13 protein-coding genes are annotated in these 15,930 nt (G+C 67.5%); 3 read left to right on the top strand and 10 right to left on the bottom strand.

The window, feature by feature from the left end; genetic code table 11:
• Positions 1 to 5: 5 nt before the first annotated feature.
• Positions 6 to 1,517: an anthranilate synthase component I gene (gene trpE / locus PSA7680_RS01315; RefSeq protein WP_085866846.1), complete on the top strand. Its 1,512-nt coding sequence runs from the start codon at positions 6 to 8 to the stop codon at positions 1,515 to 1,517.
• A 183-nt stretch (positions 1,518 to 1,700) separates the two neighbouring features.
• Here trpE and PSA7680_RS01320 read toward each other — a convergent pair whose 3' ends face one another.
• The 10 genes from PSA7680_RS01320 to PSA7680_RS01365 all read right to left on the bottom strand — a co-directional run bounded on the left by PSA7680_RS01320 (position 1,701) and on the right by PSA7680_RS01365 (position 13,188).
• On the bottom strand, positions 1,701 to 2,477 hold the full coding sequence (locus PSA7680_RS01320; protein WP_085866847.1) for an enoyl-CoA hydratase-related protein: 777 nt from the start codon (positions 2,475 to 2,477) through the stop codon (positions 1,701 to 1,703).
• 79 nt (positions 2,478 to 2,556) lie between these two features.
• The gene (locus PSA7680_RS01325; RefSeq protein WP_085866875.1) at positions 2,557 to 3,027 is read right to left on the bottom strand and encodes a cytochrome c-type biogenesis protein; all 471 of its coding nucleotides are present in this window, start codon (positions 3,025 to 3,027) and stop codon (positions 2,557 to 2,559) included.
• Between the two features lie 10 nt (positions 3,028 to 3,037).
• Entirely contained in the window at positions 3,038 to 5,014 is a 1,977-nt protein-coding gene (locus PSA7680_RS01330; protein WP_085866848.1) for a heme lyase CcmF/NrfE family subunit, read from the bottom strand.
• A 96-nt stretch (positions 5,015 to 5,110) separates the two neighbouring features.
• On the bottom strand, positions 5,111 to 5,644 hold the full coding sequence (locus PSA7680_RS01335; RefSeq protein ID WP_085866849.1) for a holin family protein: 534 nt from the start codon (positions 5,642 to 5,644) through the stop codon (positions 5,111 to 5,113).
• A complete protein-coding gene (locus tag PSA7680_RS01340) occupies positions 5,635 to 6,246 on the bottom strand; it encodes a holin-associated N-acetylmuramidase (protein ID WP_085866850.1) in 612 nt (203 codons plus the stop codon). Before PSA7680_RS01340 ends, PSA7680_RS01335 begins: the two co-directional genes overlap by 10 nt.
• A 66-nt stretch (positions 6,247 to 6,312) precedes the next feature.
• Positions 6,313 to 6,759, bottom strand: a complete 447-nt coding sequence (gene ccmE, locus PSA7680_RS01345) for a cytochrome c maturation protein CcmE (RefSeq protein WP_085866851.1) — start codon at positions 6,757 to 6,759, stop codon at positions 6,313 to 6,315.
• Positions 6,760 to 6,784: 25 nt separating this feature from the next.
• A complete protein-coding gene (gene argC, locus PSA7680_RS01350; RefSeq protein WP_085866852.1) occupies positions 6,785 to 7,813 on the bottom strand; it encodes an N-acetyl-gamma-glutamyl-phosphate reductase in 1,029 nt (342 codons plus the stop codon).
• A gap of 57 nt (positions 7,814 to 7,870) precedes the next feature.
• Positions 7,871 to 8,683: a glutamate racemase gene (murI, locus tag PSA7680_RS01355; RefSeq protein ID WP_085866853.1), complete on the bottom strand. Its 813-nt coding sequence runs from the start codon at positions 8,681 to 8,683 to the stop codon at positions 7,871 to 7,873.
• 9 nt (positions 8,684 to 8,692) lie between these two features.
• Positions 8,693 to 9,571, bottom strand: a complete 879-nt coding sequence (locus PSA7680_RS01360) for a lysophospholipid acyltransferase family protein (protein WP_085866854.1) — start codon at positions 9,569 to 9,571, stop codon at positions 8,693 to 8,695.
• 197 nt (positions 9,572 to 9,768) lie between these two features.
• Positions 9,769 to 13,188, bottom strand: coding sequence for an indolepyruvate ferredoxin oxidoreductase family protein (locus PSA7680_RS01365; RefSeq protein ID WP_085866855.1), 3,420 nt, complete (start codon positions 13,186 to 13,188; stop codon positions 9,769 to 9,771).
• A 160-nt stretch (positions 13,189 to 13,348) separates the two neighbouring features.
• Here PSA7680_RS01365 and PSA7680_RS01370 point away from each other — a divergent pair, with 160 nt between their 5' ends.
• Complete coding sequence (locus PSA7680_RS01370) at positions 13,349 to 14,266, top strand: LysR family transcriptional regulator (protein ID WP_085866856.1); 918 nt, start codon at positions 13,349 to 13,351, stop codon at positions 14,264 to 14,266.
• Positions 14,267 to 14,992: 726 nt separating this feature from the next.
• Positions 14,993 to 15,930, top strand: a 938-nt coding sequence (locus tag PSA7680_RS01375) for an AIR synthase related protein (protein ID WP_245824408.1), incomplete at its 3' end; no start/stop codon positions are given.

The following is a 15,930-nucleotide window of genomic DNA, read 5'->3' on the forward strand; positions in this document are numbered from 1 at the left end:
TCCCGATGTCCCTGACCCCCAGTTTCGAAGAGTTCGAAGCCCGCTACGCCGCCGGCGAAAGCCAGGTCGTCTATACCCGGCTCGCCGCCGATCTCGACACGCCGGTGTCGCTCATGCTCAAGCTGGCCGAGGCCCGCAAGGACAGCTTCATGCTGGAGAGCGTGACCGGCGGCGAGGTGCGCGGGCGCTACTCCATCGTCGGCATGAAGCCCGATCTGATCTGGGAATGCCGGGGCGAGAGCAGCCGCATCAACCGCCAGGCCCGTTTCGACCGCGACGCCTTCGAGGATCTGCCCGGCGATCCGCTCACCGCCCTGCGCGCGCTGATCGAAGAGAGCCGCATCGAGATGCCCGCGGAACTGCCGGCCGCCGCCGCCGGGCTCTTCGGCTATCTCGGCTACGACATGATCCGGCTGGTGGAGCACCTGCCGAACGTCAACCCCGATCCCATCGGTGTGCCTGATGCCATCCTGATGCGCCCCTCCGTGGTGGCGGTGCTGGACGGCGTGAAGGGCGAGGTCACCATCGTCTCGCCCGCCTGGGCCGGCAGCGGCCTTTCCGCCCGCGCAGCCTATGCCCAGGCCGCCGAGCGCGTGATGGACGCGGTGCGCGACCTCGAGCGCCAGGCCGCCGGCGAAAGCCGCAGCCTCGGCACCGAGGCACAGCTTGGCGCCATCACCTCGAATTTCACCCGGGAAGGCTACATGGCGGCCGTCGAGAAGGCGAAGGAATACATCCGCGCCGGCGACATCTTCCAGGTCGTGCCCGCGCAGCGCTGGACGCAGGAGTTCCCCCTGCCCCCCTTCGCGCTCTACCGGAGCCTTCGGCGCACCAACCCCTCGCCCTTCATGTTCTTCTTCAACTTCGGCGATTTCCAGGTCATCGGCGCCAGCCCCGAGATCCTCGTGCGGGTCTTCGACCGCCAGGTCACCATCCGCCCCATCGCCGGCACCCGCCCCCGCGGCGCCACGCCGGAAGAGGATCGCGCGCTCGAAGCCGATCTCCTGGCCGACAAGAAGGAACTCGCCGAACACCTCATGCTGCTGGATCTCGGCCGCAACGACGTGGGCCGCGTGGCCAAGGTCGGCACCGTGCGTCCGACGGAGGAATTCATCGTCGAGCACTACAGCCACGTGATGCACATCGTCTCCAACGTGGTGGGCGAACTGGCCGACGATCAGGACGCGCTCTCCGCCTTCTTCGCCGGCATGCCCGCGGGCACGGTCTCCGGCGCCCCCAAGGTGCGCGCGATGGAGATCATCGACGAGCTGGAGCCGGAGAAACGCGGCGTCTACGGCGGCGGCTGCGGCTACTTCGGCGCCAACGGCGACATGGACATGTGCATCGCCCTGCGCACCGCGGTGCTGAAGGACGGGAAGCTCTACATCCAGGCCGGCGGCGGCGTCGTCTACGACAGCGATCCGGAAGCCGAGTACATGGAAACCGTGAACAAATCCAAGGCGATCAAGAAGGCCGCCGAGGACGCCGGCCTCTTCACCTCCCAGGGCAACCGCTGAGCCGCAGGCGCTACTCCGGATGTTCGGAGTGGCTGCGGGCCTCCGCCTCGCGCTCCGGAAAGGGCAAAGCCGAAAGGCAGCCCCACTTTGTTCCGAAAATATCCCGGGGGAGCCGCGCCCGCGGGCGCGGCGGGGGCAGAGCCCCCAAGCCCTTTCACCGCCGGCCCTTCCTAGGCCGTCCGTTCAGCGGCCTTCGAACCTGGGGGGGCGTTTTTCCATGAAGGCCACGACGCCTTCGCGGAAGTCTCGGGTCTTGCCGCTTTCGCCCTGCAGATGGGCTTCCAGTTCCAGCTGCTCGGTCAGCCCGTGGTCATAGGTCTTGCGGATGGCCGCCTTCACGCGGGCATAGGCCGCGGTGGGGCCGTTGGCCAGTTTCTCGGCGCGGGCCTGCCAGTGGGCGGCGAAGTCCTCGTCGGGCACCGCTTCCCAGATCATCCCCCAGTCGGCGGCCTGGCGGGCGGGGATCGGCTCAGCGAAGAGGGCGGCGCCCATGGCCTTGGCGAAGCCCATGTTGCGCGGCATCCAGTAGCTGCCGCCGGCATCGGGGATCAGCCCGATGCGGGTGAAGGCCTGAAGGAAGCTCGCCTTCTCGGAGGCGATCACCACGTCGGCGGCCAGCGCGAGATTGGCACCGGCGCCGGCGGCGCTGCCGTTCACCGCGGCGATGGTGGGGATGGGGCAATCGTAGATGGCCTCCAGCATCGGCATGTATTCATCGCGCAGCAGCCGTTCGAGATCCATGTTCAGCACGTTGCTGTTGCTGCCCAGATCCTGCCCCGAGCAGAAGGCCTTGCCGCGCCCGGTGATCACGAGCACGCGGGCCGTCTCGGGTGCGGCCTTGACCGCATGCAGGATCTCGGCCCGCATCTGCGTGTCCAGCGCATTCATGGCCTCGGGGCGATCCAGCGTCAGGACAGCCACGCCGCCTCTCTCACGCAGCTTGATGGCCTGGTAATTCATCGCGAAGCATCCCTCTTGCTTGCCTGTGCTTGGGGGGAAGATAGGCACGCCGCGGGGCGAGCGAAAGCCCAACCCCACGTTATTGGCCGAGAATATCCTTGAGCCGCGCGCTTTCTTCCGGGCTCAGCGCTTCGGCCTCGGCCGCCGCCACGGCGGCCGCGCTGCGCCGGCGCAGATAGCCCGCGCCGATGCCGAGCGCGAGCAGCAGCATCAGCGGCGCGGAGAGCCAGAGCGCGAGGTTGGCCCCGCTCATCGTCGGGCGCAGCAGCACGTATTCGCCGTAGCGGTCCACGATGAAATCGATGGCCTCCTCGTCGCTGTCCCCGGCCAGCAGCCGTTCGCGCAGCAGCAGGCGCAGATCGCGCGCGAGGCCGGCGTTGCTTTCGTCGATGGATTCATTGCGGCAGACGAGGCAGCGCAGCTCCTTGGAGAGCTCCCGCGCGCGCGCCTCCAGCGCCGGATCCTCGAGCACCTCGTCGGGCAGCACGGCGAAGGCCGGGGTGGCCAGCGGCGCAAGCGCCAGGGCAATCAGAACAGCCAGAATGCGCATCATCATCGCTCTACTCCGCCGGCACCACGCCCGCCGGGCGCGCCTTGCGGGCGCCCGCAGCCACGCGGTAGCGCCGGTCGGTGAGGCTCAGAAGCCCGCCGAGCGCCATCACGATCGAACCGAACCAGATCCAGTTCGCCAGCGGCTTGATGTAGGTGCGCACGGCGAAACCGCCGCCCTCCTGCGCATCGCCGATCACGAGGTAGATGTCGCGCAGCACCCCGTTGCGGATCGCCGCCTCGGTGGTGGGCATCTTCGCCACCGGGTAGACCCGTTTTTCCGGGTTCAGAACCGCCAGCGTGCGCCCGTCCTGCTCCACGCGCATGTCGGCCATGGTGGAAAGGTAGTTCGGGCCCTGCACGTCGCGCACGTCTTCCAGCGTGATCTGGTAGGCGCCGACGGTGAAGGTCTCGCCCACCCTGGCCACGCGGATGTCTTCCTGCTGCCAGGCCAGCAGCCCGGCGACGCCGATGGTGGTGATGCCGAAGCCGATATGCGCCACGGCCTTGCCCCAGTCCGCGCGCGGCAGGTTCTTCAGGCGGCGCAGGCGGCTCGCGGCGTCGCTGCGACCGGTGCGCAGCCAGAGATCCACCAGCGCGCCGCTGACGAGCCACGTGCCCAGGCCCAGCCCGATCGGGCCGAGCGCGGAGCGGCCCGTCTGCATCGCCCAGACGAGCGCGGTGACGGCGAGCGAGAGCACGATGGCTCCGCGCAGGCTGCGCAGCACCTTTCCGAGGCTGGCGCGTTTCCAGGGAAGGATCGATCCGATCGGCAGCACGATCGCCAGCGCCACCATGAAGGGGGTGAAGGCGGCATTGAAGAAGGGCGGGCCGACGGAGAGCTTGCGGTCGAAGAACAGCTCCGCCACCAGCGGCCAGATCGTGCCGAAGAACACCACGAAGGCCGAGACCGCCAGCAGGATGTTGTTGAGCAGCAGCGCGCCCTCCCGGCTGACCGGCGCAAAGACGCCCTTGGCCTCCATCGCCCCGGCCCGCGCCGCGAAGAGCGTGAGCGCGCCGCCCATGAAGAACAGCAGGATCAGGAGGATGAAGACGCCCCGCTCGGGATCGTTGGCGAAGGCGTGCACGCTCGTCAGAACGCCGGAGCGCACGATGAAGGTGCCGATCAGCGAGAAACCGAAGGCGAGGATCGCCAGCAGGATTGTCCAGCTTTTGAGCGCCTCGCGCTTCTCCACCACGATGGCGGAGTGCAGCAGCGCCGCCGCGATGAGCCACGGCATGAAGGAGGCGTTCTCCACCGGATCCCAGAACCAGAAGCCACCCCAGCCTAGCTCGTAGTAGGCCCACCAGGAGCCGAGCGCGATGCCGATGGTGAGAAAGAGCCAGGCTGCCAGCGTCCAGGGGCGCACCCAGCGGCCCCAGGCCGCGTCCACCCGGCCCTCCATCAGCGCCGCCACGGCGAAGGAGAAGGACATCGAAAGCCCCACGTAGCCGAGGTAGAGGAACGGCGGGTGGAAGGCGAGCCCCGGATCCTGCAGCAGCGGGTTCAGATCCTGCCCGTCAAAGGGCGGCACCGCGAGGCGCAGGAAGGGGTTGGAGGTGAAGATGATGAAGGCGAAGAAGGCCACGCCCACCGCGGCCTGCACCGCCAGCACGCGCGCGCGCAGCCGATCCGGCAGCCCGCCGCCGAACCAGGCCGCGCAGCCTCCGAAAAGCGCGAGAATCCACACCCAGAGCAGCATCGAGCCCTCGTGGTTCCCCCAGACGCCGGACACCTTGTAGAGCATCGGCTTCAGCGAGTGCGAGTTGATCACCACCAGCCGCAGCGAGAAATCCGAGGTCACGAAAGCATAGGTCAGCGCGAAGAAGGAGATGCCCACCAGCACGAACTGCAGCGTCGCCGCGGGGATGGCCACGGCCATCCAGCCCGGCCAGCCCTTGTGGGCGCCGATGAGCGGGACGATCGCCTGCACGATGGCAACGGCGAAGGCGAGGATCAGGGCGAAGTGGCCAAGTTCTGCAATCATGGCCGAAAGTGTAGCGAAAACCGCCCGCCCGGCAACGCAAATACGCGCGAGCGGGAGGGCCAGATTGTCACGCTTCCACCGGCTGGGCCGCCTGCTTCAGTGCCCTTCGCGCTGCCAGTCCAGCAGCGCCGGATTGTCCGTCGCGGGCGCGGAAGGTGGTGGCTCTTCCATCGCCGCAAGCGCCGAGACATGGCCGAGCACGCCGGGCACCCGGCTGTAGGTTTCGGCGATGGAGCGCTGGAATTCCTGCCCCTTCATCTGGTGGCGCGCGCCGAAGTAGAAGGAGACGACGATGCCCAGCAGCCACCAGAGCGGCTCCGGCACCAGCGAAAGCCCCGCCATGCGCGCCGCGAACCAGACGGGATCGGCCATGGCGGCCACGAACATCGCGAGGATGCCGAACACCAGCGCCGGGCGTGGCACCCGGTTCACCCCGTCCATGAAGCGATCGAACCCGCCCCTCTGCGGCGCGGCGAACTCCGCCGCCATCTGCGCCAGCGCTGCCGATTGCAGCGCGTGCCCCCGCTGCGCCCCCTTCTCCGCGTTCTCGCGGAACACCTCGACAGTTTCGCGCAGCGCGTTGCGCCCGCCGCCGAACAGAAGCGTCATCAGCCCCGTCATCACCCCCATGCCGCCACCCTCCGGGCATGTTCGGCCGCGCTCAGGTGGTATCGCTCCGAGATGAACTCCTCCGCCCGCGTGATCCAGCCGCCCTTGCCGCCGTCACGGCGACGGGCGTATTTGCGGCTCGCCGGGCGGCTGTCGGCCAGGGCGTAGTAGTAGTTGCGGCGCTCGATCCCGTAGGCATCCACGAGATGGCGCGGCGCGCGCGCGTAGGCCGCCTGCGCCACGGCGATCGTCTGCGGCCCGATCACCCCGTCCACGGCGCAGTCGAACCCCATCTTGCGAAACAGGCGCTGCAGGATCTTCACTGCGTTGGCGCCGGCGTTGACATACATGTCGAAGACGCTGGCCTGCAGCGGTTCGGGCAGCGCCGCGATGCCGGGGCGCTCGTAATAGTGGCGCAGGAAGATCTCCACCGCCTGCGCCCGGCTCAGCCGGCGCACGTCGGCGGCGTCCACGTCTCCGTCACCGTCGAGATCCAGCCCGAGCCGGCGCAGGGTGTGGATGGTCACGCCGTGGTTGGTGGCCCCGCCCGGATCGTCGGGATCGTTCACGTAGCCACCTTCGCGGGCGACGATGCTTTCGGCGATGCTGCGCACATCCGGCATGAAAAAGGCTCCCCAGCGTCTGTTCGGACGCCGGAAAGCCTCGGGCTTCAGCGGTTAACGCGGGCCTCAGCTACCGTCCGCAGGCTGGTAGACGCCTTGCTCCTTGAGCGCGTCCACCACTTCCTTGGGCATGTAGGTCTCATCGTGTTTGGCAAGGATTTCAGTAGCTTCAAAGGTGCCGTTCACGTAAGATCCGGTGCCGACCATCCCCTGCCCCTCGCCGAAGAGATCGGGCAGGATGCCGGTGAAGGTGACCGGCACGGAGGCGCCGCCATCGGTGACGTTGAAGGTGATCGATTCCCCCTGCCCGCGCTTGAGCGTGCCCTCTTCCACCAGCCCGCCGATGCGGAAGACCTCGCCCGGCGCCGGCGGCGTCTCCACCACCTGCGAGGGGCTGCGGAAGTAGTTGATGCCGTCGCGCAGGGCGTAGCCGATCAGCGCCGTGGAGAGCAGAAGCGCCACCGCGGCGACGATGATCACCTGGATCCTGCGTTGCTTCTTGAGCCCTTTCATGGCGCGATCTCCCTTCGTTCTTTCGTTACGGGAACACCGGGGCGAGCATCAGCCCCGTGGTCTCCTCGATGCCGAGCATCAGGTTGGCGTTCTGCAGGGCCTGCCCGGAGGAGCCCTTGGTCAGGTTGTCGAGCGCGGCGAAGACGATGGCCCGGCCCTCGATGCGATCCGCGACCACGCCGATGTGGCAGAAGTTGCTGCCGCGCACGTGACGGGTGGAGGGGTGCTCGCCGAAGGGCAGGACCTCGATGAAGGGCTCCTGCGCATAGGCCTGCGCCAGCACCTCGTGGATGCGGGCGGCCTCGCCCTTGACGTAGACGGTGGCGAGGATGCCGCGGTTGGCGGGCATCAGGTGCGGGGTGAACTGGATCTTCACCGGGCGGCCGGCGATGGCCGAGAACTCCTGGTCGAACTCGCCCAGGTGGCGGTGCGTGCCGCCGGCGGCATAGGCGTGGTAGCCCTCCGAAAGCTCGGCGTGCAGGAGGTTTTCCTTCAGGCTGCGCCCGGCGCCGGAGACCCCGGCCTTCAGATCGAGGATGATCTCGTCCAGGTCGATCACCCCGGCCGCGATCAGCGGACGCAGGGCATATTGCCCGGTGGCGGCGTTGCACCCGGTTCCGGCCACGAGCCGCGCGCTGCGGATCTCCTCCCGGTAGAACTCGGTGAGCCCGTAGACGGCCTCGGCCTGCTGCTCCAGCGCGGCGTGGGGGCCGCCGTACCACTTGGCGTAGGCTTCGGGATCGCGCAGGCGGAAATCGGCGGAAAGATCGACGATTTTCAAGTGCTTGGGCAGTTCGCGGATCACCGCCTGGCTGGTGGCATGCGGCAGGGCGCAGAAGCAGAGATCGACATCGGCGAAGTCGATCTCGTCGATCTTCACAAGCGTCGGCAGATCGAGGTGGCGCAGGTGCGGAAAGACGCTGGCCATGCTCTGGCCGGCCTTGCGGTCGGCCGAAAGCGCGACGATCTCCATCTCGGGATGGGTCGCGATCAGCCGGACGAGCTCGGCGCCGGTGTAGCCGGAGGCGCCCAGAATGGCGATTTTGTGGGTCATGGGTCTGACCTTTCGGGATCTCGGGAAGGATGTAGGATCAAAGCGGTGCGGCCGCAATCAGGCGGCCTGAAACGTGATCTTTCGTCGCAAGAAGCGGGTGGCCTTGTCGGAGACGCGGGCCGGATCGCCGGTGGTGAGGAACAGGCTTTCCTCGCCGGGGCCGCGCATCTTGGGATGGCGCTTGAGGTAATCCTCCAGTGAGGCCGCCACGAGATTGGCCTGGCTGAACACCTTCACCTGCGGACCGAGCGCGGCCTGGAAGGCCTCTTCCATCAGCGGGTAGTGGGTGCAGCCCAGGATCGCGGCCTCGGGCTCGGGCATCCGCCGCAGCAGCGCCTCCACGTGGGAGCGCACCATGGCTTCGGCGAGGATCTCGTCGCCGTCCTCGATGGCATCCACGAGGCCGCCGCAGGGCTGGGCCTCCACGTCCACGCCGATGGCGCGGAAGGCCAGCTCGCGCTGGAAGGCGCGGCTGCGCACCGTGGCGGGCGTGGCGAAGAGCGCCACGTGTTTCACACCCACTTCGCGCGGCGGGGAGTTGTCGCCCCACTGCCGTTCGGTGAGCGCCTCGATCAGGGGCACGAAGACGCCGAGCACGCGCTTCTCGGGCGGCACCCAGCTTTCCTGCATCCGGCGCAGGGCCGCGGCCGAGGCGGTGTTGCAGGCCAGGATCACCAGATCGCAGCCCGCCTCCCACAGCCGCTCCACCGCGGCGGTGGTGAGGTTGTAGATGTCCTCGGCGTCGCGCACGCCGTAGGGCGCGTGGGCGTTGTCGCCGAAATAGACGAAGGGCACCTCGGGCAGCCGCTTGCTCACCGCGTCCAGGACGGTCAGGCCTCCGAGGCCAGAATCAAAAATGCCGACAGCCATTGTCTTGCGCTATCCCTTGTATTTCTTCTCGAACTCGTAGCCGTATTCGAGTGAGTTCAGCGGGGTTGGGGATAGCTCATACGTGGCTTTGCGCAGGAAATCCATCATGGCTTTCGGATCGCGCGCATGGGCACGGAGCTTTTCGGGATCGATCGGCGCGCCCACGCTGATGCGCACCGGCGCAATGGTGCGTTTCTTGAACTCCTTGATCAACAGGCCCAGCCGCAGGGTCTGGTGCAGGTGGCTGGCGATCTGGAACAGGCGCGAGTTGTGGCCTTCGAAGAAGATCGGCACCACCGTGGCGTCCGAACGCGCCACCATCTTGGCGGTGAAGTTGCGCCAGCCCGGATCCATGGGCCTGGCGAAGGGCCGGGCCGCGGTGGAGACGGTGCCACCGGGGAAGATGCCGATCGCCCCACCCTGCCCGAGGTAGCGCAGCGCCTCGGTGCGGGTGTCGAGGTTGAGCTTCATCGCCTCCTTGGTGGCGTCGAAGCTGATCGGCAGGATGTAGCGGTTCAGATCCTCGGCCTTCTGGAAGACGTTGTTGGCGAGGATGCGGAAGTCGCCCCGCGTGCTGGCGAGGATATGCCCCATCATCAGCCCGTCGAGGATGCCGTAGGGGTGGTTGGCGACAAAGACAAGCGGCCCCTCGCGCGGAATGGTCTCGAGCGAGCCCTTCACCACCTCCAGGCTCAGCCCGTAGCGCGCCATCATCACCTGCCAGAAATCGGCGCCGTTGGCGACCTCCAGCTCGTAGCCGCGCGCGCGCCGGATCAGCCCCATGCGCCCGGTGGCGTTCTCCAGAACGCGGATCACCGCGCGGCCGCCTCGGGTGGCGGCGGAAGAGGCGTAGCTGATGTCTCGTGCGACGCGGGGCTGGTGCTTCATCGTGACGTGGTCCGGTCTCAGCCGTGGATCTTGGGCAAAGCTCATAATCCGGGGCGCGAGTCTATGCCAGAGGCGATGACACTTTCGCGACATCGCCTCCCGGCATCGGCCGATCCCTGCCTGCTCCGGCCCGGCTTTGCCCGTTCATCAGGTCAGAAAACGGGCAGACGCCCGGGCCGGCGCATCAGGCCGGCACGTCAGGCCGCCGCCTGCGTCGGCGCCCCCCTGCCGGCGCGGATCTCCGCCAGAAGCTCGCCCCGGCGCTGCGCGGCGGCCTTCTCGGCGGCCTCCTTCACCGGGCCGAAGCCGCGGATCTGCAGGGGCAGCCGCGCCAATTCGCAGGCCGCCGCCAGCGTGGCCGGCTTCACGAGGTGGATCACCTCGGCCATGTCGGCCTCATACTGGCGGATCAACGCCCGCTCACGCTTGCGCTCCGCCGTGTAGCCGAAGGGGTCCAGCGGCGTGCCGCGCAGGCGCTTGAGCGGCGCCAGCAGGCGGAAGGCGCGCAGCATGCCCGGCCCGTAGGCCTTCTTGGCCGGGCGGCCGTCGGGGCCTTCCCTGGACAGCAGCGGCGGCGCGAGGTGGAACGTCATCCGGAAATCGCCGTCGAACTGGGCGCGCGCCTTCGCTTCGGTTTCGAGGTGCAGGCGCGCGACTTCATATTCGTCCTTGTAGGCCAGCACCTTGTGGTAGCCCAGCGCCACGGCCTCGCGCAGCTCGGGGTTCTCGACCTTCTCGAGGAAGGTCCGGTAGCGACGCGCCAGGCGGGCGTTCTGGTAGGCGGTCAGATGATCGGCGCGGAAGGCGATCTTCTCCTCCAGCGTCTTCGGCTTGGCCACGACCTTCGGTGCGGCCAGTTGGGCGGCATCCTCGGGGTGGGTGATCGCCCAGCGCCCGATCTCGAAGGCCTTGAGGTTGCCCGCGACGGCGGCGCCGTTCAGCTCGATGGCCTGGCGGATCGCCTCCCGGCTCAGCGGCACAAGCCCCCGCTGCCAGGCCGCGCCCAGCATGATCATGTTGGAGAAGATGCTGTCGCCCAGCGCGCGGGCGGCCAGGTCGGTGGCGTCGAACATCGCCAGCCGGTCCCGCAGCCGCGCCTGCAACGCCACTTCGAGGCGCTCGGCGGGCAGGCGGAAATCGGCGTTGCGGGTGAAATCGCCGGTGATGATCTCGTGGCTGTTGACCACGGCCCCCGTGCGCCCGGTGCGCATCAGACCGATGGTCTTGGCCCCCGCCGTCACCACAAGATCGCCGCCGATCACCGCATCGGCCTCGCCGGTGGCCACGCGGATGGCGCTGATGTCCTCGGGCCTGTTGGCCAGGCGGCAGTGGATATGCACCGCGCCACCCTTCTGGGCGAGGCCGGCCATTTCCATCATGCCCGCGCCCTTGCCGTCCAGATGCGCCGCCATCGCAAGGATCGCCCCGATGGTGACGACGCCCGTGCCCCCCACGCCGGTGATCACCACGTTGTGGGTGCCCTCGATGGCGGGCAGGCTGGGCTCGGGCATCTCGGGCAGCGTGATCTCGGCCGCGGTCTCCTTGCGCAGGGTGGCGCCTTCCAGCGTCACGAAGGAGGGGCAGAAACCGTTGACGCAGGAGAAATCCTTGTTGCAGGAGGATTGATCGATCGCCCGCTTCCGCCCCAGCTCGGTGTCCACCGGCACGATGGAGACGCAGTTGCTCTGCACCCCGCAATCGCCGCAACCTTCGCAGACGTCGGTGTTGATGAACACGCGCTTGTCGGGATCGGGGAAGCTGCCACGCTTGCGGCGGCGGCGCTTCTCGGCGGCACAGGTCTGGATGTAGATGATGGCGGAGACGCCCTTCACCTCGGACATCTCCCGCTGCACCTTCATCAGCTCGGCCCGCTCGGCGAAGCGGACGCCCTCGGGGAAGCCCTTGAAATCCACCTCCTCCTTGGCGTCATGGACGACCGCGATCTCCTGCACGCCCATGGCGCGGATCTCCTGCGCGATGCGCTGCGGGCTGAGATGGCCTTCGTTCTCCTGCCCGCCTGTCATGGCGACGGCATCGTTGAACAGGATCTTGTAGGTGATGTTGGCATCGGAGGCGAGCGCGGCGCGGATCGCCAGCACGCCGGAGTGGTTGTAGGTGCCGTCGCCGAGGTTCTGGAACACGTGGTCGCGCGTGGAGAAGGGCGCCTCGCCGATCCAGTTGGCCCCCTCGCCGCCCATGTGGGTGAAACCGGAGGTTTCGCGGTCCATCCAGAGCGCCATGATGTGGCAACCGATCCCGGCGTAGGCGCGGCTGCCCTCGGGCAGTTTGGTGGAGGTGTTGTGCGGGCAGCCCGAGCAGAAATAGGGCGTGCGGGTGGCGATCTCCTCGGCGTTGTCGGCGCGCCGGGCTTCCTCGATGCGCGCGAGCCCCGCCTTGATCCGTTCGGTGCCGCGCCCCTCCTCCACGAGGATGCCCCCGATCTTCTCGGCGATCATCACCGGGTCGAGCGCATAACGCGTGGGGAAGAGCTCCTCGCTGTGCATGCCGCCCGCGCCGCCCTTGTACCAGCCATAGACGCGGCGGCCGCGGCGATCGTCGAAGATGGCCTCCTTGATCTGCACCTCGATCAGCTTGCGCTTCTCTTCCACCACCACGATCAGGTCGAGCCCCTCGGCCCATTCATGGAAGCTCACCATGTCGATGGGGAAGGTCTGCCCGATCTTGTAGGTGGTGATCCCGAGCCGCTCGGCCTCGGCGGCATCGATCCCCAGAAGCTGGAAGGCATGGGTGAGATCCAGCCAGTTCTTGCCCGCAGCCACGAAACCGATCTTCGCGCCCGGCTTGCCCCAGACCCGCTTGTCCATCCGGTTGGCGCGCGAGAAGGCCTCGGCGGCGAAGCGCTTGTAGTCGATCATCCGGGCCTCCTGCGCCACCCAGTGATCGTTGAGGCGGATGTTGAGCCCGCCTTCGGGCATGTCGAAGTCCGGCGTGACGAAGCTCATCCGGTCGGGGCGGCCGTCCACCACGCTCGTCACCTCGATCGTGTCCTTCATCACCTTGAGCCCGGCCCAGACCCCGGCGAAGCGCGACAGGGCGAAACCGTAGAGCCCGAAATCGAGGATCTCCTGCACACCGGCGGGCGACAGAACCGGCATGTAGGCATCCACCATCGCCCAGTCCGACTGGTGGCAGACGGTGGAGCTTTCCCCGGTGTGATCGTCCCCCATGGCCATCAGCACGCCCCCATGCCTGCTGGTGCCGGCCATGTTGGCATGGCGCATCACGTCGCCGGAGCGGTCCACGCCGGGGCCCTTGCCATACCAGAGGCCGAAGACGCCATCATACCTGCCCTCTCCGCGCAGTTCGGCCTGCTGGGTGCCCCAGAGCGCGGTGGCGGCCAGATCCTCGTTCAGGCCGGGGTGGAACTTGATGTCCGCGGCCTCCAGATCCTTGCGCGCGCGGCTCATCATCAGGTCCACCGCGCCCAGCGGCGAGCCGCGGTAGCCCGTCACGTAGCCAGCGGTATTCAGCCCCGCCGCCCTGTCGCGGGCCTTCTGCATCAGCATCAGCCGCACGAGCGCCTGCGTGCCGTTGAGCAGAACGGGCGATTTATCAAGATCGTAGCGGTCGTGGAGCGATACCGGTGGCTGCGTCATGTTCTTCCTCCCAACAAGAGCATAGCTTAGCACGATTTTAGGTCAAAAATGCTGACCTACAAAGGAAAATTGACGCCGCTTCACGCTTTTATTAAGACCCCGCCCCTTAAGAAATAATTGTGCTATACAGGCGCCAGACAGGGACACGCTTCGGAAGAAAATGGACTGGGACAAGCTAAGAATATTTCACGCGGTGGCAGATGCGGGCAGCCTGACACACGCCGGCGAGACGCTGCATCTTTCACAATCGGCGGTCAGCCGGCAGATTCGAGCACTCGAAGAGAGCCTCGGAACGACGCTGTTCCACCGCCATGCGCGCGGGCTGATTCTCACCGAGCAGGGCGAGCTTCTGTTTGACGCCACCTCCTCGATGACGCGCCGGCTCGAAGCCGCCGCCGCGCGCATCCGCGACAGCGAGGATGAAGTCTTCGGCGAATTGCGCGTCACCACCACGCTGGGCTTCGGCACGCTCTGGCTCGCCCCGCGGCTGACGAAGCTCTACGAGAAATACCCGGATCTGAAGATCGACCTCATGCTGGAGGAGCGGGTTCTGGATCTGCCCATGCGCGAGGCCGACGTGGCCATCCGCATGAAGGAGCCCAGCCAGGCCGACCTGATCCGCCGCCGCCTGATGAGCGTGAGCATGCGCCTCTTCGCCACCAAGGAATACCTCGACAGGAACGGCCGTCCCCAGCGGCCCGAGGACCTGTCCGGGCACCGGCTGATCTGCCAGAACGTCTCGGCGGCGCAGGTGAGCGCGGGCACCCAGTTCGTGAAGGAACTCCTCACCTACGATCTGACCTCCACCCTCACCGTCAACAACTACTTCGGGGTGCTCCAGGGCACGATCAACCACCTCGGCATCGGGGTGCTGCCGGATTACGTCTACGAGATGTTCCGGGAAGACAGGCCCGGGCTTCCGGCGCTCGAACGGGTGCTGCCCGAGGTGGAATCCTCCGAGATCCCCGTCTATCTCGCCTATCCCGAGGAGCTGCGCCAATCCAAACGCGTCGCCGCCTTCCGGGATTTCGTGACCCAGGAGATCACCGAGTATCGCAAGCGCGCGCGGGAAGATTGAGGGAAGGCCGGGGTGGAACACCCGGCGGCGCCCCGGCGATCACACCGCGCCGGTGGCGCCACGGGGCCGCCCGGATACCGACCAGAGCCTCGTTTGGCGTTCCAGGGTGCCTGTGGCAGCCATGCACCAAACGCATATCCGCTTTGCTGCGATGCGACATTTTTCTTCTTGAACGGGGGGGATGCGGTCCATAAATAGCAATCAGCAGCGGCAATAGAGTTCGCTCTTGCCGCTTCTACCTCCCTGTTGGACTTAGGCCGAGCTTTGTCTCGGCCTTTTTTTTGTTCATTCCCCAGCATCGCGGTGCCGGCCCCGCTCACGCGGCAAGGCGGCACGCTCCGGGCAGGCGATGGCCAGCGCGGCCCTGCCTGCGCCACCATTTTGCAAGCGCAGCATTTCCGCAAAGTTGACGTCGGGGCAAATGCCACCCCAACCCGCGCCTGCCGATCCGGATTGCAAGCATCTGAGCCCCTTGCCGAATTTCGAGGCACCCCGAGAACGCCGCTTCGCCGGGGCGGCGGCTCCCTGCCGCTTCGCCCGCGGTTCATGCCGGCGCGGCCCGCGCGGGTGCAGCATGCGCCTGCGGCGTCCCGAAGCACGCCGGGCCGGTCCCCAGGACCGCCGTTTTCGCACAAAACCCCCGCCCTGCGGCGCAGCGCCCCTTTTCCCGCGCTCGCATCTGCCCTAAGAGAGCGCCAGACTTCCGCGAGCAAGGGCTTAAGACGCATGCAAGAACCCGCCATCACCGAAGATCTGATCGCCAGCCACGGGCTGTCCCCGGATGAATACGCCCGCATCCTCGAGATCATCGGGCGCGAACCGACCTTCACCGAGCTTGGCATCTTCTCGGCGATGTGGAACGAGCACTGCTCCTACAAATCCTCCAAGAAGTGGTTGCGCACCCTGCCTACCGAAGGCCCGCAGGTGATCTGCGGTCCCGGCGAGAACGCGGGCGTGGTGGACATCGGAGACGGCCAGGCCGTCGTCTTCAAGATGGAAAGCCACAACCACCCCTCCTACATCGAGCCCTACCAGGGTGCGGCCACCGGCGTGGGCGGCATCCTGCGCGATGTCTTCACCATGGGCGCGCGCCCCATCGCCGCGATGAACGCGCTCTCCTTCGGCGAGCCGAGCCACCCCAAGACCCGCCAGCTCGTGAACGGCGTGGTGGAAGGCATCGGCGGCTACGGCAACTGCTTCGGCGTGCCCACCGTGGGCGGGGAAGTCCGCTTCCACCCCGCCTACAACGGCAACTGCCTCGTGAACGCCTTCGCCGCGGGGCTCGCGCCCGCCGACGGCATCTTCTACTCCGCCGCCTCCGGCGTGGGCATGCCGGTGGTCTACCTCGGCGCCAAGACGGGCCGCGACGGCGTGGGCGGGGCCACCATGGCCTCGGCCGAGTTCGATGACACCATCGAGGAGAAGCGCCCCACGGTGCAGGTGGGCGACCCCTTCACCGAGAAGCGCCTGATGGAAGCCTGCCTCGAACTGATGCAAACGGGCGCCGTGATCTCGATCCAGGACATGGGCGCCGCCGGCCTCACCTGCTCCGCCGTGGAGATGGGCGACAAGGGCAAGCTGGGCATCCGCCTGCAGCTTGAGAACGTGCCCCAGCGCGAAGAGAACATGACGGCCTACGAGATGATGCTCTCGGAAAGCCAGGA

The sequence above is a fragment of the Pseudoruegeria aquimaris genome (assembly GCF_900172235.1).
GTDB classification, from domain to species: domain Bacteria; phylum Pseudomonadota; class Alphaproteobacteria; order Rhodobacterales; family Rhodobacteraceae; genus Pseudoruegeria; species Pseudoruegeria aquimaris.